The organism is Acidimicrobiales bacterium, from assembly GCA_033344915.1.
Lineage (GTDB): Bacteria > Actinomycetota > Acidimicrobiia > Acidimicrobiales > Aldehydirespiratoraceae > JAJRXC01.
The window spans coordinates 2,620,551-2,640,058 of the sequence record JAWPML010000001.1 but is presented as its reverse complement, the minus strand read 5'-3'; the positions used below and the strand labels follow the sequence as shown (position 1 = coordinate 2,640,058).

The 19,508-nt window shown below is 69.3% G+C and carries 16 protein-coding genes; 6 read left to right on the top strand and 10 right to left on the bottom strand.

Annotated features, from left to right (window positions below):
• Positions 1-12 precede the first annotated feature (12 nt).
• The 5 genes from R8F63_12765 to R8F63_12745 all read right to left on the bottom strand — a co-directional run bounded on the left by R8F63_12765 (position 13) and on the right by R8F63_12745 (position 11,259).
• The gene (locus R8F63_12765; protein ID MDW3219475.1) at positions 13-576 is read right to left on the bottom strand and encodes a class I SAM-dependent methyltransferase; all 564 of its coding nucleotides are present in this window, start codon (positions 574-576) and stop codon (positions 13-15) included.
• A gap of 3 nt (positions 577-579) precedes the next feature.
• Positions 580-3,171 carry a valine--tRNA ligase gene (valS, locus tag R8F63_12760; GenBank protein ID MDW3219474.1) on the bottom strand — a complete coding sequence of 864 codons (2,592 nt, stop codon included), beginning with the start codon at positions 3,169-3,171 and terminating at the stop codon, positions 580-582.
• A 52-nt stretch (positions 3,172-3,223) separates the two neighbouring features.
• Positions 3,224-10,111: an adenylate/guanylate cyclase domain-containing protein gene (locus R8F63_12755; GenBank protein MDW3219473.1), complete on the bottom strand. Its 6,888-nt coding sequence runs from the start codon at positions 10,109-10,111 to the stop codon at positions 3,224-3,226.
• Between the two features lie 144 nt (positions 10,112-10,255).
• On the bottom strand, positions 10,256-10,558 hold the full coding sequence (locus R8F63_12750; protein MDW3219472.1) for an AzlD domain-containing protein: 303 nt from the start codon (positions 10,556-10,558) through the stop codon (positions 10,256-10,258).
• Positions 10,555-11,259, bottom strand: a complete 705-nt coding sequence (locus R8F63_12745) for an AzlC family ABC transporter permease (GenBank protein ID MDW3219471.1) — start codon at positions 11,257-11,259, stop codon at positions 10,555-10,557. Before R8F63_12745 ends, R8F63_12750 begins: the two co-directional genes overlap by 4 nt.
• 82 nt (positions 11,260-11,341) lie before the next feature.
• Here R8F63_12745 and R8F63_12740 point away from each other — a divergent pair, with 82 nt between their 5' ends.
• Complete coding sequence (locus R8F63_12740; GenBank protein MDW3219470.1) at positions 11,342-12,073, top strand: sulfite exporter TauE/SafE family protein; 732 nt, start codon at positions 11,342-11,344, stop codon at positions 12,071-12,073.
• Positions 12,074-12,076: 3 nt separating this feature from the next.
• On the opposite strand, the gene R8F63_12735 is transcribed toward R8F63_12740, so the two are convergent.
• Together R8F63_12735 and R8F63_12730 are read right to left on the bottom strand one after the other, a co-directional pair.
• Complete coding sequence (locus R8F63_12735; protein MDW3219469.1) at positions 12,077-13,267, bottom strand: CoA transferase; 1,191 nt, start codon at positions 13,265-13,267, stop codon at positions 12,077-12,079.
• Between the two features lie 58 nt (positions 13,268-13,325).
• A complete protein-coding gene (locus tag R8F63_12730; protein ID MDW3219468.1) occupies positions 13,326-14,591 on the bottom strand; it encodes a GGDEF domain-containing protein in 1,266 nt (421 codons plus the stop codon).
• 188 nt (positions 14,592-14,779) lie between these two features.
• Here R8F63_12730 and R8F63_12725 point away from each other — a divergent pair, with 188 nt between their 5' ends.
• Both R8F63_12725 and R8F63_12720 read left to right on the top strand, forming a co-directional pair.
• Complete coding sequence (locus R8F63_12725) at positions 14,780-15,994, top strand: acyl-CoA dehydrogenase family protein (GenBank protein ID MDW3219467.1); 1,215 nt, start codon at positions 14,780-14,782, stop codon at positions 15,992-15,994.
• A gap of 54 nt (positions 15,995-16,048) precedes the next feature.
• Positions 16,049-16,816 (top strand): GNAT family N-acetyltransferase, encoded by a 768-nt coding sequence (locus R8F63_12720; protein MDW3219466.1) that lies wholly within the window; start codon positions 16,049-16,051, stop codon positions 16,814-16,816.
• A 27-nt stretch (positions 16,817-16,843) separates the two neighbouring features.
• On the opposite strand, the gene R8F63_12715 is transcribed toward R8F63_12720, so the two are convergent.
• Positions 16,844-17,275, bottom strand: a complete 432-nt coding sequence (locus R8F63_12715; protein ID MDW3219465.1) for an SRPBCC family protein — start codon at positions 17,273-17,275, stop codon at positions 16,844-16,846.
• 124 nt (positions 17,276-17,399) lie between these two features.
• On the opposite strand from R8F63_12715, the gene R8F63_12710 reads away from it, so the two are divergent.
• The 3 genes from R8F63_12710 to R8F63_12700 all read left to right on the top strand — a co-directional run bounded on the left by R8F63_12710 (position 17,400) and on the right by R8F63_12700 (position 18,846).
• Entirely contained in the window at positions 17,400-17,702 is a 303-nt protein-coding gene (locus R8F63_12710) for a thioredoxin family protein (GenBank protein ID MDW3219464.1), read from the top strand.
• Complete coding sequence (locus tag R8F63_12705) at positions 17,699-18,313, top strand: cation transporter (protein ID MDW3219463.1); 615 nt, start codon at positions 17,699-17,701, stop codon at positions 18,311-18,313. Before R8F63_12710 ends, R8F63_12705 begins: the two co-directional genes overlap by 4 nt.
• A 92-nt stretch (positions 18,314-18,405) precedes the next feature.
• Positions 18,406-18,846 (top strand): hypothetical protein, encoded by a 441-nt coding sequence (locus R8F63_12700; protein MDW3219462.1) that lies wholly within the window; start codon positions 18,406-18,408, stop codon positions 18,844-18,846.
• Between the two features lie 10 nt (positions 18,847-18,856).
• On the opposite strand, the gene R8F63_12695 is transcribed toward R8F63_12700, so the two are convergent.
• Entirely contained in the window at positions 18,857-19,195 is a 339-nt protein-coding gene (locus R8F63_12695) for a hypothetical protein (GenBank protein MDW3219461.1), read from the bottom strand.
• A gap of 1 nt (position 19,196) precedes the next feature.
• A complete protein-coding gene (locus R8F63_12690) occupies positions 19,197-19,490 on the bottom strand; it encodes a putative quinol monooxygenase (GenBank protein ID MDW3219460.1) in 294 nt (97 codons plus the stop codon).
• Positions 19,491-19,508 lie beyond the last annotated feature (18 nt).

Genomic DNA, 19,508 nt, shown 5'->3' with positions numbered 1-19,508 from the left:
GACCCCGGCGTCTCAACTGGTGCGGGCGACGAGGTGGGCTTCGTGGCGGCCGTTGTCGCGCCAGTCCTCGGTGTGGTGGAGGATCTCGAGGCCGGGTACGAGGGTGGGCAACTCGTCACGGTCGAGTAGGAACGGGCGGCCCGGCTTGTTGCAGCGCTCGAGGTTCGTCTCGGTTGCGATCACGACGGCGAGGACGCCGCCGGCGGCGAGTTGTTCGACCATCGCCGGGAACAGCTCGCGCTGAAGGTAGTTGGCGACGGTGATGACGTCCCAGGGGCCGGCCGGCAGCGGCTCGGCCTCCAGATCCACTTCCACCGTGTCGATCTCCAGACCGGCGAGCGCCGCCTCCTCGCGAGCCTTCTGCAGCCCGACGTCGCTGACGTCGGCGACCGTGACTGCGAGGCCGTGCTTCGCGAACGCGATCGCGGCGGGAGCACCACCCCCGGCCACGTCGAGCAGCGTGCCGCGGTCGGGGAGCCAGGGCGCGACGAGTTCCGCGAGCTGCGAGCGATGACCGGTTCCGACACCGACGGAGGACCACTTCTCGTTCCAGCGCTCGCGGTCGCCCACCGCCATGGGTCAGCTCGCCTCGGGCTCGAGTTCGGCCGTGACCTCGATCTCGGATCGATCGGTGACGGTGCCGGTGGTGACGGACCGGATCATCCCCGCGGCCTTGACGTCGTCGATCACCTGGTCGAGCACGTCGAGCTGCGCCTGCGTGGTCGCGAACGTCGCAGAGACGACCGGTGTGCGGAGCTTGCGCTTCGCTTCCGACTTCTCGCGACGGACGACGGACAGCGCTTCGCTGGCGATGTCGCTCGGACCCGGACCTACGCCGGCCGCCGCGGCCCGCAGGCCGTCGGCCCCCGGCCAGTCGGCCGTGTGGATTGAGCCGTCCTGCCACCAGCTCCAGACCTCTTCGGTGACGAAGGGCAGGAACGGGGCGAACAGCCGCTGCACCGTGGACAGCGCCATCCGTAGCGCGTGCTGGGCCGAGGCGGCGCGCTCGTCGCCGTACTCGCCGTAGGCGCGCGCCTTGACGAGCTCGACATGGTTGTCCGTGAACCACCAGAAGAACTCTTCGGTGCGCTCCAGCGCCCGGGCATAGTCGAACGCGTCGAACGCGGTGGTGGCGGCGTCGACGAGATCGGCCAGCTTGTCGAGCATCGAGCGGTCGAGCGGCTCGGTGATCGCTGCGGGATCGACGTCGGAACCCTCGCCGAAGCCGAGGACGAACTTCGACGCGTTCAGCAGCTTGATAGAGAGCCGGCGCCCGATCTTCATCTGCCCCTCGTCGAACGCGGTGTCGGTGCCGGGACGGCCGGACGATGCCCAGTAGCGCACGGCATCGGAGCCGTACTGCTCGAGGAGGTCGGTCGGAACGACCACGTTGCCCTTCGACTTCGACATCTTCTTGCGGTCGGGATCCAGGATCCAGCCGGACAGGGTCGCGTTCTTCCACGGGGCGGTGTCGTCCTCGAAGTGGGCGCGGACGACGGTGGAGAAGAGCCAGGTGCGGATGATGTCGTGCGCCTGGGGACGCACGTCCATCGGGTAGGTCGCGGCGAACAGGGCCGGGTCGGTCTCCCAACCGCACGCGATCTGGGGGGTGAGCGAGGACGTCGCCCACGTGTCCATGATGTCGGGCTCGCCGATGAAGCCCATCGGCTGACCGCGCTGGTCGTCTGTGTAGCCCGGGGGGACGTCGGTCGACGGGTCGATCGGCAGATCCTCGACGGACGGCTTCAGCGGTTCGGCGTATTCCGGCTCGCCGTTCTGGTCGAGCGGGTACCACAGCGGGATCGGCACGCCGAAGAAGCGCTGGCGGCTGATCAGCCAGTCGCCGTTGAGTCCTTCGATCCAGCTGGCGAAGCGGGTCTGCATGTAGCCGGGAACCCAGTTGATCTCGTCGCCGCGGGCGACGAGCGCGTCCTGCAGGTGCTCGTCGCGGCCGCCGTTGCGGATGTACCACTGGCGCGAGCTGACGATCTCGAGCGGCTTGTCGCCCTTCTCGAAGTACTTGACCGGGTGGGTGATCGGCCGGGGCTCGCCCTCCATGTCGCCGGACTCGGCGAGCATCGTGGCGATCTCGGCCTGGGCGTTCTTCGCCCGCAGACCGGCGAGTCGCTGGTATGCCTCGGCGGGCGCGCCGTCGGCGATCCACTCGGGCGTCTCCTCGGCGAACTTGCCGTCGCGCTGGATGACGGTGCGGACGGGGAGGTCGAGCTCGCGCCACCAGGTGACGTCGGTCGTGTCGCCGAACGTGCAGATCATGGCGATGCCGGTGCCCTTCTCGGGGTCGGCGAGTTCGTGGGCGTGGACGGGCACCTCGACGGCGAACAGGGGCGAACGGACGGTGCCACCGAAGTGGGGCTGATAGCGCTCATCGTCGGGATGGGCGACGAGGGCGACGCACGATGGAACCAGCTCCGGCCGCGTCGTGTCGATCCAGATGTCGGGCGTGTCGCCGACGCCGGCGAAGCGGAGCTTGTGATAGGCGCCCGGCGTCTCCTTGTCCTCCAGCTCGGCCTGGGCGACGGCGGTCTGGAAGGTGACGTCCCACAGACTCGGCGCCTCGACCTGATAGGCCTGCCCGTCCTCGAGGTTGCGCAGGAACCCGAGCTGGCTGATGCGACGCGAGTGGTCGTTGATCGTCTCGTAGGTGCGGGTCCAGTCGACCGAGAGGCCGAGCTTGCGAAACAGCGCCTCGAACGCCTTCTCGTCCTCCTCTGCGAGCTCCGTGCACAGCTCGATGAAGTTCGGCCGGCTGACGGAGATGGTCGGGCGCTTGCCGACCGCCTTCGGGTCGCCGGCGTCGTCGGGCGCGGTGAAGCCGGGGTCGTAGGGGAGTGACGGGTCGCAGCGAACGCCGTAGTAGTTCTGGACGCGGCGCTCGGTGGGCAGGCCGTTGTCGTCCCAGCCCATCGGGTAGAAGACGTTCTTGCCGGCCATGCGCTGGTAGCGGGCGACGGTGTCGGTGTGGGTGTAGCTGAAGACGTGACCGACGTGGAGTGAGCCGGAGACCGTGGGCGGCGGGGTGTCGATCGAGAAGACCTCGTCACGCGTGGTGTTCTCGTCGAAGTGGTAGATCCCGGTCTCGTCCCATACCGCGTCCCACTTGTCCTCGAGGCCGGCGAGGTCGGGCTTGTCGGGGATGCGGGACGTGCTCATAGTCCCGAAAGGCTACCCCTGGCACCCCCGCGGACCGCCGTACTTTCTGGGGTCAGACCTCTGTCTCACCTCGGGCGAGTTCGTCGAAGCGGGCCAGCGCTGCGTCGACGGCGTCGGGCTCGAACTCTTCCCAGCGGGTGATCTTGTCGCCGGCCCCGACTCCGATGACGAGCCCCGACCACTGGCTCTCGAGCCCGGCCTCGTCGAGTCCGTGGAGATCCTGTCGGAGCAGCGCGACCGAGTCGGTGTGGCGGACGACTTCCTGGATGACGGGCTGGATCGATCCGGCCATGTCCTTCCAGATCCGGCCGTTCTCGACAAAGCCCTCGAGGTCAAATGGTCCGACCTCGAGCTTCTTGTGCAGAACGTGGCGGAACTCGGGATCGAGCAGCTCGCGCACGCCGGCCCAGTCGGCCGCGAAGATCCGGTCGCCGAACAGCCGAAGCAGCTCCGCGAACGGCCGGAACTCCGGCTCATCTGAGTCCCACCACAGTTCGTCGAGTCGCCGAAGCGACTGGTCGAGCTGGTCCTCGCCGAAGGTCTCGAGCCGGGTAGGGCGACGGTCGGCGTCGACCTGGATGAGGTTGTACATCACCGCTCGCAGTCCCGAGGGCGTGGAGCGCGTCATCCGGAAGAGACCGAGGAACTCGCCCCGCCACGCGATGGCCCTCGTGGAGAAGCCCATGCCCTGCTCGTCGAAGGCCGCCACCGACCCCGCCAGGTCCTCGATCGACCCGAGCGGGATGACCCCGCTGCGGTGGTCGACGATCACGGCGTCGCTGAACGCCTCCCGCGGGTCGAAGTCACCGGGCCCGATCTCCTCCTGCTGAGCGAACATCTCGATGACGAGGTTGCGAGACTCGCGCGACTCAGCGGTGAGCTCCTCGAAGCGGGCGAGCGCGGTCGCATGGTCACCGGGGTGCCACACCTCCACGCGACACACTCGGCCGTCTCGCATCACGAGCAGCGAGATCATCGGCCACTCTGCGGCGTCGGTGACGGAGACGGTCTCGCACAGAAGCATCGACTCGTCTGCGGCCAGGATCTGGCGGGTGACCATGGGGCGGTCACCCGTCGCCTCGACGTCCGCGCGAAGCAGCGTCAGATAGCCCTCCAAGTCGAGTTCGCCGAAGGCTGCGGCCCGGTGGTCGACGACCACGAAGTCGTCGGTTGTCAGTTGGCGACTGGCTTCGGCGTCGTTCCTCGCGCGGGCATCTCCAAGTGCCTTGGAGACCCGGGCAATTTCCTCGTACGGCGCGCCTTCTCCGGCGATGTAGCGCTCGGTCATTTCGTCGACGGCGGCTTCGAGATCATCGGTCCCGAACGCGACCACCGCGGTGGCGAGCCCCGCTTCGTCGGCCTCTGCGACGAGGAGGAACTCCGTTTCGAAGCTCGAGCCGGAGCGGACCGTGGTGACGTGCGTCAGGGCGACCCGTTCGCCCGCGACCGCCAACACGTCGACCGTCCAGTCGATCCGTCCGTCGTGTTCGAGGAGTTCCCGGTAGTTCTCGAAGACGTCCGGCTTCGCGACCGTCGACCCGACAAGCTCCCGGCGATCCTCTCCCACGAAGTCGTCAGCCATGAACGCCATCGCTGTGTCGAAGTCGCGGTCGTTGAACATCGCGGCGTAGAACGCCCGCAGGTTGTCCGTCGCCGGGTTGCGGAGCTCACCGAGTGGGGGGTGACCAGTCGTCGGGGCGAACTCGGCTCCCTCGCCGGCGCGGTAGCGCCGATCCAGTTCGGCGTGGGCCGCTTCGATGTCGTCGGGTTCGCAGGACCATGCGGCAACGGCGAGCCCGTCGGCGTCGACCTCGTTGACCATGAGGTACGAGCTCGTGAACGACGATCCCGGGCGAGTCACCTCGAGCCGTGACAGCGCGAGCGACTCACCGGCCACGGCGAGCGTGTCGAGCGTCCAGTCGAGATGGTCGTGCGAGAGCAGCTCACGGAAGTTGTCGGGGACCTGGTCCGCGGTGATGTCGGTGCCGACCAGCGGGCGATTGTCGACGCCGATGAGGTCGTCGTGGAGCAGCGCGCGTGCGCGCTCCAGGTCCCGGTCGTCGTACATCGCCGTGTAGAACGCTCGCATCGTCGCCGTCGCCCGGTTGTGGAGCTCCCCCGGCACGGCCGAACGGCTGGGCCGCAGTTCCTCGAAGCGGGCGAGGGCCCGGTCGCGGTCCGCGGGGTCGAACAGCTCCTGACGCTCCATCAGATCGCCGCGGTAGACCGTGATCATCAATACGGGCCAGCTCGCCTCGGCATTCGAGAGCAACGTGTCGCTGAGTATCACGCCGTGGTCGACGGCGATATAGGGACCGGGGTCGAACCGGCGTCCCTCGGCAACTTCCCGCGCATTCGCGAGAACGTCGACGTACTCGTCCGCGTTCAGGCGGCCGAAGCTCACGGCGCGGTGATCGACGAGCTCGAAGTCGTCGGTGAGGAGGTCCCGGAACGCCTCGAGGTCGTAGAACAGGTTGCGATAGCTCCAGGAGAGGTCGAGCGTCTCGACGTACGCCGCGCCCTCCTCGCGGCGGAAGCGGCGGCGCTCGAACTCCCGCGCGGCCCGGTCGCGATCGTCGATGTCGAACACGGCGGATGAGCGGAACCGCTCCCCGTCCGTCTCGATCACGAAGAGGGCCGGCATCGCGAGGTCCGAGCCGTCCGTCCGCGTCCTGACCGAGCACATCGCCAGCTCGTCGCCGGCGGTGTCGATCACCTCGATGTCGGGCGCGGTCGCCGGCGGCCGGCCGAGCAGGTGAAATTCGGCCAGGTCCGCCTTCGTGACCGACGTGCCCACCAGCGGTCGCCGGTCGTCGCCTTCCCAGTCGTCCGCGACCAGCTCGAGCGCGGCCTCGTGCTGGTCGGGTTTTGTAGCGAGGTCATAGAACCGTCGCAACAGGAGGGAGGCGCCGTTGTCGCGAGGCCCGTCACCGGCCGTCGTATCCGAGGTCAGCTCGTCGAACCGGGCCGCGGCTTGTTCGCGCTGTACGGCGGCGAACCACTCCATGCGTGCAGCCTTGCCGTCGCGCATCACGACGAGCAGGTACTGGTCCCGAACCAGGTCGCCGTCGAGATGCTTGTGGAGGCCGACGACGATCGCACCCGGCCCGATGCGGAGATACTCCGAGACCAGGATCATCCCGGCGTCGAGCATGCCCTGCTCGGTGAGCGTCGACAGGTCGCTGTCGGGAAGTCCGACCACGGGTTGGTGATCGATGACGACGATGTCGTCGTGGCAGACGTCGGCCAGCAGCGCCGGTTGGTCTTCTGCCGGCGCCTCGCTCGCCTTGCCCAACCGCCAGCCGAGATCGACCATCTCTGCGAACTCGGCGCCCTCGCCGTCTCGGTACCGCTGGGTGAGCTCGTCGAGCGCGGTCCGAAGGTCGTCATGGTCGTAGAACGCGGCCCGCGCGGCTCGGCCGTCGTCGGCGAGTTCGACGAGCTCGAGATAGTCGTGGGTCGCGCCGTCTTCGTTCGACTGACACCGGCTGAGTACGAGCCGATCGCCGCGCACGGAGATCGGCGTCAGCGCGACCCCTGCGCCGATGCCTCTGATCTGGTCGAAGAGCTCCATCAGCTGCGCCTTCGTCATGTCGAGGTAATGGCCCGGGCGCGTGTCGACGGACCACCAGTCGTCGGCGACGAGTGCTGCGGCGCGGTCGGCGTCGCCGGCCCTGACTGCCGCCCAGAACTCGAGTTGCAGCTCGGAAGCCGCATTCGCTGTTGGCTGGGACCCGGTGACGCGGTCGCCGACACTCGGTGTCAGCTGGGCCCCGAACTCCGCTCCCTTGGCCGCGTGGAGCTCCGACGCTCGGGACTGTGCGGCGTCGGCCCCTGCCTCGTCGCCGGCCCGGCGCAACACTGTCGCCTGTGCCACCTCGGCCCGGGCATGGTCCATCGTCAGGTCGGTGCGCTCGGCAATCGCGACGGCCTCCTCGGCCAAGCGATGCGCCGTGCGGTGGTCGGTACGGCGCGACGCCAGCTCGGCCCGCACCGAGCGCGAGGCGATCGCCGTCTGGAGGTTCTGGCCGGCGAGTGCTGCGCTCTGCTCCGCGACCTCTGCCGCCTCGTCGAGGCGTCCCTGCGCCAGCAACGCCCGGGCCAGATGGGCCGCGGCCTGGCCGGCGTCGGCACCCACGCCGAGCTGACCCAGGCCGTCGAAGGCCCGGCGGAGATGGGGCTCGGCTGCGGCAGGGTCGTCGGCCAGGAGTTCGATGTAGCCGCGGTACATCTCCGTCTCGAGCACGCCGTGGCGCAGACCGAGCTCGTCGACGATCTCGGCGGAGCGCCAGGCGAGCTCGCGGGCCTCGTCGAAGCGTCCCCGCATCGCCTCCAGCACGGCCTGGCAGCGGATGGAGGTGGCCTCGACCATGGGTGACGCCGACGTGATGCGGAGTAGTCGGATGATGTCGAGACAGCGACCGCCGGCCCGCGCCACAGGGCTCGGACCCCACAGCGCGGCGACGGGTGCGGCACCCAGCACGGCGGTGATCCGCCTCCGGTCGTCTGCCGCTCGCGCTGCGTGGAGGGCGGCATCGAGCTCGGTTTCGCAGTCGCCCACCCGGCCGAGGCGGGCGAGGATCATCGCCCGCACCAGGCGGGCCTTCGCCACGCCGGCATCGTCGCCGAGGTCGCTCAACGTCTCGGCCGCCGCGGCAACCTCGGGCTCGGCCTCGACCAGTCCGTCGGGTTCGGTCAGCGCCACGCGATTCCCCCGAAATGCCGTGGCCCAGGCGTCGAGGCGGCGATCGTCACCCGCCAGCTCGGTCAGCTCGCCGAGCAGCGGCTCCGCGTCGTTCACGCGCGCTGCCTGGAAGAACGCCTCGCACCCGATCACCAGCACCTCGGCCCGGTGGGGGTCCTCGGCATCGATCAGCGCGAGGGCCCGCACGGCCAGCGAGCTGGCCGCCGCGAGGTCGTCCTGTTGCAACGCGCCCTTGGCCGCGGCGGCAAGGAGATCGGCGGCGCGGGCACCTGCGGCGAGTCCGGCGTCATCGAACGGACCGAGCTCGCCGAGATACCGGTGGGCTTGTTCGAGGTGGAAGGCGATCGCGAGGTCATGGTCGGCGCCCGTGGCGGTCGCCATCGTCTCGGTCCAGTCAGCCACCTTGAGATGCAGGTCGGCCCGCCGCTCCTTGAGGAGGCGGCGATAGGCCGCGTCGCGTATGAGGACGTGGTGGAACCGCAGGACGGGTTCGTCGCCCCAGTAGGTGCCGGTCGGATCGATGATCTCGCGCCGGCGCAGTCCTTCGAGGATGCGGTCGAGCGAGGTGTGGGCCATGTCCGGTAGAAGGGCGGCAACCGCGCCGCGGGCGAACTCGGATCCGACGACCGCGGCCATCTCCACGACGCGGCGAGCCTCGTCGTCCATGCGCTCCACGCGGCTGGCGAGCAGCGATTGGATGGTGGGCGGCACCTCGACGGCATCGGCGTCGATGGACAGCGCCCATCTGCCGTTGCGTTCCTCGATCGTGCCGTCGTCCACGAGCATCCGGACGAGCTCGCGCACGAAGAGCGGATTGCCTTCGGTCGACTCGGGGAGTCTGACCGCGAGACCGTCCGGGAGCTCATCGGCGCCGAGCAGACGGGCGGCCAGCATCTCCGTTGTCGCGGCGTCGAGCCCTTCGAGCGAAATGACGTCGGCGACACGGCGTCCGCGCTCCGCGAGGGTCGGCCGGATCTCGCGGATCTCGGGGCGGGCCAGGGCCACGATGAGGGCGGGGCCGGCGACCCACTCCACGAGATGATCGAGCAGGTCGAGGAACAGGGGCTGGGCCCACTGCACGTCGTCGACCACGATCACGGTGGGGCCGTCGGCGGCGATCAGTTCGACGAGGCGGCGGGCCGCCCAGAACGACTCCTCCGTCGAGCGGGCAGGCGCCGATCCGGTGAACGTGTCGAGGAGGGGGAGCAGCCGCTCGGCATCGGGCGCGTCTACGGCGCGTCGGGCCGCGTCGGGGGCTGCCGCGAGCAGGTCGGCGATCGGTCCGAACGTGGCGGTGGCGGCGCGGTCCACGCGCAGGTCGAATGCCGTCACGCCTTCGCCCGCCCGGTCGCTCATCTCGGCGGCGAGGCGGGTCTTGCCCACGCCGGGGGCGCCGATGACGGACACCAAGCGAACGGTGCGATCGTCGATCGTGTCGTCGAGGGCGGCGCGGAGCCGGAGCAGTTCGTTGTCGCGGCCCACGAACGGGGTTGCGATCTCCTCGTCGGTCGCAGCGAGCACCTGGAAGGTTGCGACGCCCTCCTGCTTGCCCTTCACGTGGACCTCGCCGAGCACCTCGTAGTCGACGGTCGAACGCGTTAGCCGCCAGGTCTGTTCACCGACGAGCACGCGGCCGGGCGTGCACTCGGCTTCGATGCGGGCGGCGGTGTTGATCGCGTCGCCGACCATGTCGTCGTCGTGCTCGGCGATCACGATCTCGCCCGTGTTGATGCCGACCCGCAGGCCGACGGTGGCGCCGTGGCGTTCGAGGATCCCGGCGGCGATGGTGCGGAACTCGCCCTGGAGGTCGAGCCCGGCGCGGATGGCGCGGTCGGCGTCGTCCTCCGCGATCTCCGGGATGCCGAACACGGCCATGACGCCGTCGCCGATGAACTTGACGAGCGTCCCCTGGTGGCGGTCGATCACCCGCTGGGCCAGCTGGTGGTAGGCGCCCATCTCCCGCCGCGCCGCCTCCGCATCGACGGCCTCGCCGAACGCGGTGGAGCCGACCAGGTCGGCGAACATGACGGTGACGGTCTTACGGACGGCCCCGTCGTCGCTCGATTCGGGATCGTCCGGGGTGAACCCCACCGGCGTGCCGCACTGGTCGCAGAATTTCGCCGTCGGTGTCAGCGCGGCGTCACAGGTCATACAGGCGTGCTCGAGCACGGTGCCGCATTCCGCGCAGAATCGGGCGCCGTCCCGGTTCTTCTCCCCACAGGACCCGCAGGTCATCGTCGTCCCCTCGACCGCCGCGGCGTGCGGCGGGATCCATTGTCCCGTCTTCGGCTCCCTGACACCAGTGGTCAGGATTCACAGCGCTTGTGGAACCCCGGTCACAGACACGGTGGGACACGGTGTCTGACACCGTGTCCCATCTCAGGCGAGGAGCCAGACGAGGGGCATGCCGACGGCCAGGCAGAGGGCGATGCTCTTGGTGCGCCAGGCGACGACGGTCGTGACGGCGAGCGCGATGTGCCACTCGTCGAGACCACGCCACGAGTCGCCGCTGAACAGGAGGCTGTCGGCGACAATCGACGCGAGTACCGCGGGCGGGATCATCGACAGGGCCGTGTTGGCCCGCGCGGGAATCTCGCCGAGCCGCGAGGCGAACGCGATGAAGCTTCCCCGGAGGGCGTAGCTGCCGAGTCCGACGAGCAGGATCTGGACGGTGACGCTCATCCGTCGGCCCGTTCCGCGAGCACCGTGCCCACGCCGATGCCGGCGGCCGCGCCGAGCATGATGTTCACGCCGTCGGGGAGGGGTTGGGCGGCGGCCGCAACGGTCGCGCCGACGATCGCGGCCGCGAGCTTCGGTCGGGACGTGAGTGCCGGCACCAACAGCGCCATGAACATGAGCGGTACGACGAAGCCGATCTGCACCCAGTCCGGGATGTCACCTCCCGCGAGCACGCCGACCGTGGTGCCGATGAACCACGGGATCGTGAACCACACCCCGGCGCCGAGCACGAACCAGCGTCGGTAGGCGGGATCGCGGTGTGCTTCGAACTCCTGGATGGCGAGCACGGACGTCTGGTCGGTGAGCAGATACGTCAGCCCGAATCGCCAGCGGGGTTCGAACTCGCGAAACGACGGGGCGAGCGACGCCGAGTAGAGGACGAACCGGAGGTTGATGACGATCGCCGTGCTGACCGCGATGTACCACGCCGCGCCGTCGCCGTTGAGGTCGACGAGGGCGATCTGGGCTGCGCCGGCGAGGATCACGAAGGAGGCGAGGATGCCGTCCACATCGCCGATCTCGTTGGCGGTCGCCGTGGCGCCGTAGGCGAGGCCGAAGGGCCCCGCGATCAGCGACAGTGGGAAGATCCGGCGTACCCCGGCTGCCATCGCGGCCCGGCGGTCGGGGGTGGCTGCGGTGTCCATCGGGCGCAGTGTGTCAGGTCCGGCCGGACAGGATCGGACAATTCATGGACAAGACAGGTCTAATACAAGTAGGATACAAGCTATGTCGGAAGGGGAACTGCTCATCGTCGCGGTGGCCGCGGTCGTCACCGCGGGCATCACCGCCGTGGCCGGTGCCGGCGGTGGTGTCGTGCTCCTCGTCGTCATCCTCCAGTTCGTCGATCCGCTGGTGGCCGTGCCGGCCCATGGGGTGGTGCAGCTGGTCAGCAACGGCACCCGGGCCGCGACCCTGCGCGACAAGGCGGACACTGCACTGCTGCGCTGGTACCTGCCCCTGTTGCTTCCCGGAACGATCGTCGGCTACGTCATCGCGGATGCGATTCCCCGTGACGGCGGTCGGGCGATCATCGGCGGGTTCGCCCTCCTCGCCGTCTGGTGGCCCGCCGCCACCGCGTGGCTGTCGCCGACGGGCGGCGGCCACCGGCGCCTGACCCTGGTCGGCGCGCTCAACGGCCTGCTCAACCCCACGATCGGTGCGACCGGTCCACTGATCTCGCCCGTGTTCCGGACGATCGCGAAGGACCACGTCTCCTTCGTCGCCACCTTCGCCGTCGTGCAGGTGTGCAATCACATCGCCAAGATCGCCGTGTTCGGGGTGGCCGGGTTCGCCTTCCGGGAACACCTGCCGCTGATCCTCGTCGCCTCGATCGGTGTGTTCGCCGGCACCCGGCTGGGCGCCCGCTACCTGCACCGGCTGGACCCGGTGATGCTCGGACGCCTCTTCCAGGTCGTCGTCACCGTCGGGGCGCTACGACTCCTGCTCGGCGTGCTCTGATGCTCAACCGGCGCGGATAGTGATCCCCCGCGCCGCGAGGTCGGCGACCTCCTCGGTGGAGAAGCCGGCTTCGGCCAGGATCTCGTCGGTGTGTTCGCCGGCCAGCGCGATGAGCGGGTGCAGCGGCGCCGGCGTTGCGCTGAAGTGGGGGGCCGGCCGGGCCTGGCGGAGCTTGCCGCCGACGGGGTGCTCCCACTCGACCAGGACGCCGTTGTGCACGAGCTGGGGGTCGGCGAGTGCGGCGTCGCGGTCGAGCACCGGTCCGCAGGGAATGCTGTGCTCGGCGCACAGCGCAACCATCTCGGCTGTCGTCTTCGCGCCGATCCGGGCGTCCGCCTCGGCCGATGCGGCGATGGCCTTCTCCGGGTCGGCGCCCAACCGGGCGAGGTTCCCGAGGTCCGGGTCGGCGAGGTAGTCGTCCAGTCCGAGGACCTTCCACATGCCCTCGAGCTGGCCCTGGGTGGAGATGAAGTAGACGATCTGGCCGTCCGCCGTGTCGACGAGACGGTAGAGGTCGACCACCCGCATCGGGTCGCGGGCCGGGTCGTGGAACGTCTTGTCGGTCATGCCGTCCGGCCAGAAGTACGCCATCGTGGCGTCGAGCATCGCGATGTCGATCCTTTGCCCGCCGGCCCCGTTGGCCCGGGCGACGAGGGCGGCGGTCGCGGCCTGTGCGGCCGTGTAGGCGGTGGACTTGTCGGCGACCAGCGTGCGGATGAGGTCCGGGAAGGGGAGCGCCATGCTCATCTGTCCGTGGACCAGCCCGGTGAGGGCCTGGATCACCGGGTCGAGGGCGACGCGGTCGGCGTAGGGCCCGTCCTCGCCGAAGCCCGTGATCGAGACGTAGATGACGTCGGGCGCGACCGCGTGGATCGCGTCGTAGCCCACGCCCAGGCGGTCGGCCACGCCGGGCCGGAAGTTCTCGAACACGATGTCGCACGTGCTCGCGAGTCGGAGCACCACGTCGGCTCCGCCTTCGGCAGCCAGATCGACGATGACGGAACGCTTGCCCCGGTTGTTGTTCGCGATGAGCGCGTTGATGTCGTCGGGGCCCTGGAGGCGGGTCATCTCGCCCGTCGGCCCTTCGACCTTGATCACGTCGGCGCCCTGTTCGGCGAGCATCATCGTCGCGAGCGGCCCCGCGACGACCTGTGAGAGGTCGAGTATGCGTACGCCGTCCAACGGTCCGGTCATGAGTCCCCCTTGCTTCGCCGTCATCCTCGCGTAGCGGAGGAGTGCGCGCCCGGGAGCGTCAGCGGTTGCTCGACGGCTTCGCCGTGTGGGCGACGACGACCCGGTTGCCGCCCTGCGTCTTCGCGTGGGTGAGCGCGCCGGCCGCCCGGTGCAGGATCTCCTCGATCGTGCCACCGGAGCTCGAGCCGATCACGCCGATCGAGAGGGTGAACTGCGGGTCGTTGGTGGTCGCCTGGGCGAGTACGAGCTCCTCGCGGAGTCGTTCGAACGCGCGCGTTGCGTCGTCGGGGTTCGTCTGGGGCATCACGAACAGGTACTCGTCGCCGCCGATACGGCCGATGATGTCGCCCGGACGCACGGCCTTGCGGGCGATGCGGGCGAGCAGCTGAAGCGCCCGGTCGCCGGCCTCGCGGCCCTGGGTCTCGTTGAGCCGGCTGAAGTCGTCGATGTCGGCGACGGCGACGGTGAATGCCTGTCGATCGCGCAGCAGGCGTAGCACCCTCTCCTGCATGGCGGCCCGATCGGGCAGGCCCGTCAGCTTGTCGACATTGTCCGCGGTCGCCGCGGTCATCGACGACGCACGGAGGATGGCGAGGCGGGCGCCGATCAGGCGCCCCATGTCCTCGAGGAACTTCACGTCGCCGAACCCCGGCTGCTGCCCCGCGGGGCCGAGACCGTAGAGCACACCGAGCAGGCGACCCATGACGTTGACCGGCACGGCGATCGCCGACATGGGGGAGTGGAGGCGGTCGCGGAGGTGGGGGCAGACGTCGAGCCGATCGGTCGTGGCGTAGACGAGGGTCGTGTTGGAGCGGGCGGCCAGGGAGTCCCAGGGCGACGTGCGCACGCCCGGCTTGGTCGCGTGGTCACCCGTCGCGACGGCGAGCTCGAGCACGGGGTCGACGGCGTCGACGAGATGGAACTCCATCGGCTGCATCGAGAGGTGCTTGGCGAAGCTCTCCCGCACGACGTCGATCGCGGCGGACTCAGTGGCGGCGACGTCGAGCGCGGCATCGAGTTCGCGGAGCACGCTGCGTTCCTGCTTCTCGTCGTGGAGCTCGCGCTTGGTGTTGGACAGCTTCCGGTTCATGGTCCGTTCGCGTTCACGGTGGCGGCGGACGAGGCCGAGGTGCACGGTCACCGCGGTGGCGATCGCGGCGACGATCGCGGGGACCGCGATCGAGAACGCGCCGACCACACTTCCCGGGTCTCCGGCCACCACGGTGGTGAGCGCGGACGCGAGCGCGACCGGGAAGGCGACGGCAGCCGCGACCAACGCGGTGCGGTCGCCCCATCGTGTTTCTTGGGAACGGCGCGAACTCACTGTTGTTCTTATCGAACGAAACCCGCGGAAGATGAGCCCCGCGTACTGGAACCGGTACTGGGTCGTTGGTCACGGGTTCTGGCAGAAGGGTTGCCAGAATCGGCCCGCGTCCGTACTCTTCGAGGGGAAGATGGTTACTCACGAGTAACTACGTCATCGTTCGCCGTCCCCGCCATCGGAGGCCCACCATGTCCGACTTCTCCCTCGAGCTCAACGAGGACCAACTCGCCCTGCAGAAGTGGGTCCACGAGTTCGCGGTGGACGTCATTCGTCCGGCCGCCGAAGAGTGGGACGAACGCGAGGAGTTCCCGTACCCGATCGTCGAGCAGGCGGCCGAGATCGGCCTCTACGGCTGGGAGTTCATGGCCCAGGGCATGATGGGCGATCCCACCGGCCTCACCATGCCGGTCGCCATCGAAGAACTGTTCTGGGGCGACGCCGGCATCGGCATGGCCATCATGGGCTCGGGTCTCGCCGCCGCCGGCATCGCCGCGTCGGGCACGCCCGAGCAGGTCATGGAGTGGGTGCCCCAGTGCTACGGCACGCCGGACAACATCGCCCTCGGTGCGTTCTGCGCCTCGGAGCCCGACGCCGGCTCCGACGTCGGCGGCTATCGAACGCGCGCCGTCTACGACGAGGCCAAGGACGAGTGGACGCTCAACGGCACCAAGGCGTGGATCACCAACGGTGGCATCTCCGACATCCATGTCGTCGTCGCCGTGGTCGATCCCGAGCTCGGTTCCAAGGGTCACGCCAGTTTCATCGTGCCGCCCGAGACCCCCGGGCTGAGCATGGGCCAGAAGTACAAGAAGCACGGCATCCGTGCCTCGCACACCGCCGAGGTCGTGCTCGACGACGTGCGCGTCCCGGGCAGCTGCCTGCTCGGTGGCAAGGACAAGCTCGACGAGCGTCTCGCCCGGGTCCGTGAGGGCAAGAAGGGCAACGCCCAGGCCGCGATGCAGACCTTCGAGGCGACCCGCCCCGCGGTCGGCGCCCAGGCGCTCGGTGTGGCCCGCGCCGCCTACGAGTACTCGCTCGAATACGCCAAGGAGCGTCGTGCGTTCGGCCGGGCGATCATCGAGAACCAGTCGATCGCCTTCATGCTCGCCGACATCGCCACCGAGATCGACGCGACCCGCCTGCTCATCTGGCGCGCTGCCTGGCTCGGCAAGAACGGCCAGTTCAAGAACGCCGAGGGCTCCATGGCCAAGATGAAGGCCGGCCGGGTCGCCACCTGGGCGACCGAGCGAGCCATCCAGATCCTCGGCGGCTACGGCTACACCCGTGAGTACCCGGTCGAGCGTTGGCACCGTGACGCAAAGATCCACGACATCTTCGAAGGCACCGAGCAGATCCAGCAGCTCGTGATCAGCCGGGCCATCTCGGGCATCCGCATCGAGTAGCGCAACGAAGAACGTCTACGGTGAGCGGAACCGACGGCGACCAGGGGGCGAGTGGTGAGCGCGGACGTTCTGACCGACATGAACGAGAACTGGGCCGAGTGGCTCAGCTTCACGGCTGAGCATTCCCCCGGGGGTGAATCTCGGACGTTCGGCGCGATCCGCTGCTCGTCGGTCGGTGTGCCGATGCCGCTGTTCAATCAGGCGTTCGTCTTCGAGGAGCCATCCGCGGGCGACCTGGAGCAGGCAACGAGCTGGTTCGCCGAACGACAGGTCCCCTTCTGGGTGAGCGCACCGGGCTCCGTTGCGCCGGCAATCGCAGACATGGCCGGGTCGACGGGTCTGGACCCGGTGGCGGCAACCATGCCGGGGATGGCCTACGCGCCGCTTGCGGACCTTCCGGTCGAGGCGGTCGGAGGTGCCGAGTTTCTCCAGATCACCGAAGCGGACCAGCTCGGCGAACTCGCCCTGGTGACCTCGGAGGCCTTCGGCGCGCCGGTGCAGGCAGCGGCTCTGCTCGCACCCGCATCGACGCTCGACGACGACCGCTGCGCCTGGTTCCTCGGCTACCTCGACGGTGAGCTGGCCGCATGCGGGCAGCTGCTGCGCACCGCAGACATCGCCGGCGTGTATTCGATCGGCGTGCGTGAGCAGTTCCGGCGCCGCGGACTCGGCACCGCGATCACCGCGGCCGCGCTCGTCGCCGGCAGGGAGCTGGGCTGTGCGACCGGCGTGTTGCAGGCGAGCCCGATGGGTGCGCCCGTGTACGACCGCATGGGTTTCGAGACCGTCACGCAGTACCACTGCTTCAGCCCTGCCGGCTGACGAACCGACCTTCCCGGGACCGACGCGCTACTGGGGTTCTGACTCGCAGAGCGCCTTGAGGTTCTGATGCTGCTTCGCCATGCCGCGGCGGATCATCGGCCGAAGGAGGGGGAACAGCACGGCCATGATGCCTCTCGGCTTCGGGTCGAAGGTGCCGTGGACGAGCGTTCCCGAGCCGTCCTCCGTGAGCGTGAACGAGATGCCGAGATCCATCCGCTTGCTGGTGGCCGCGAACTCGAGGCGATCCGGCCGGTCGAACACGGTGATCGTCGACTCGATCTCGCCCAGCGGGGCAGCGTGCTCGGTGGTGAACGTCGAGCCCCGCCCGATCGGTTCGCCCGTGAGCAACTCGGCCTCCGAGACGTCGTCGTTCCATCGGAGTTCGTTGCGAACGTCCGCCAACACATCGAATGCGGTTGCGGGCGGACAGTCGATGTGCAGATCTTCGGTGAAGCTCATGAATGCGCGTCCTCCTGGGCGTCAGGTCGCGATGGTACGCGGGATCGGCGAGGGTCGCGAGTGCACGGGTGGTGGCCCGTTCGCTCTTGACCTTGCACCGGGGGGCAAGGTTTACGGTGAGTTCATGGACGTGACCCTGTTGTACTTCGACGACTGTCCCAACTGGCTCGTCGCCGACGCCCGCTTGGGCGCGCTTGCGGCCGAGCATCCCGACCTCTCGATCACGCGGCATGTCGTCGACACGCCCGAGGAGGCCGAGCGGACCCGCTTCCGCGGGTCGCCGAGCATTCTCCTCGACGGGGTGGACCCGTTCGCCGACCCGGACGACCCCGTCGGGCTCTCGTGCCGGGTGTACCAGACCCCGGACGGCCCGGCCGGTTCGCCGACGCTCGATCAACTCCGCGCCGTCATCGCCGCCCGCTCATGACATCGGCAACCACTGATTCGGTCCCGACGGAGCGGCTCCGTCGGCGCGTGGTCGTGCTGGCCTGGATGACGATCGCGTGGAACGTGATCGAAGCCGTCGTGGCCATCGGCGCGGGGCTGGAAGCCGGGTCGCTCGCCCTCGTCGGATTCGGCCTCGACTCGACGATCGAGGTCGCGTCCGCCGCCGTGATCCTGTGGCAGTTCGCCGGCGCCGACGAACAGCGGGAACGCCAGGCCCTGCGGCTGATCGCCCTGAGCTTCTTCGCGCTGGCCGCCTATGTCTCGGTCCAGGCGCTGTACGACCTGTCGACGACATCCGAACCCGACGCCAGCGTCGTGGGCATCGTGCTGGCCGCCTTGTCGTTGGTCGTGATGCCGCTGCTGGCGACGGCCAAGCGGCGCACCGGCCGGCGCCTCGGATCGGTGACGGTCGCGGCCGACAGCCAGCAGACCTGGTTGTGCACCTACCTGTCGGCTGTCCTGTTGGTCGGCCTCGTGCTCAACGCCGCCCTCGGGTGGTGGTGGGCCGACCCGCTCGCCGGCCTCGTCATCGCGGCCCTGGCCCTGCGCGAGGGTCGCGAAGCCTGGTCCGGCGACACCTGCTGCGACTGAACGCGTCCACATCCGGCGATCCCGTGCGGATCCGGGACCTAGGTCCCTTCCCAGGAAGGTAATTGTGGTGTGTCGTGAGGGGAGGAGGCGTCATGTCACGAACCATGAAGGTCCCCATCTGGTCGGAACCGAGCACCGGCCCCCGCGTGCTGATCGAGGAATCGGACTTCGCCAAGCAGGAGGCGGTGGGCCGGATCCTGCGCGAGCGCGGGTACGACGTCGCCGCGTGCGGGGGCCCGGAAGCCACCGACGACCGCTGCGCGCTCGTCGAGCACGACCGCTGCGACGCGGTGGCGAGGGCGGATGTGGTGGTGCACTCGATGCGGCAGCAAGACCCCCGCAATCGGGAGGTGCTCACCGGCATCATCGCTCGCTACCCCGACGTGCCCGTGATCGTCGAAGCGCCGAGGCCCTACGTGGAGCGTCGGCCCGAGGACTTCGTCGACTGCACGGTCATCTACCAGCCGATGACGGCACGGACCCTGATCGAGGTCGTCGAGTCGGTCCTCGCCGACGCGGCCCGGTCCCGCTGAGGGCTGAGAGCTACTTCGGGTCCAGCGTGCCCGCGTGGTCCCAGCTGCGGGCGAACCACGCGTCGGCGTCGCCGTCGGCCAGCTCCGCGGGGAGCGCGGCGAAGTCGGGCATGTTGCGGCCGTACTGCTGCACCTCGGACGCGCCGGCGGCCAGCGCCTCGTCGCGCTCGGCGCCGCCGAGCCGCAGGCAGATGAGTCCGTCCGGAGCGAGGAAGCTCGTCATCCAACCGTTGCGGGACGTGTAGGGATTCTTCGCCCCCTTCACCTCGGCCTCGGGATGGCGGTCGACGAGCCGGCGGTAGAGCTCGAGTCGGTCACTCGGGCCTGGATAGTCCGATCCGCCCGGCATCTCAGTCCCCTCCGTCGGTCTCGTAGACGTCCATCCGAGGCGCCTGCGCGGCCAAGGCCGTGAGCGCCCGAGCGAAGTCCCGCGACGCGGCGACGGCGAAGTGCGCGTCGAGCGCGGCCCGGTCCGCCCAGCGCTCGACGAAGACGATCCGATCCGGATCGTCGGCGTGGAGATGGACGTCGTGGGAGATGCATCCCGGCTCGGTCCGGGAGCGAGCCACGTGGTCGCGGCTCAGGGCGAGGGCTTCGTCGCGAGAACCCGGGGCGAGTGTGACGTCACCGATGACGAGGATCATGACCGCGAGCGTAGAACG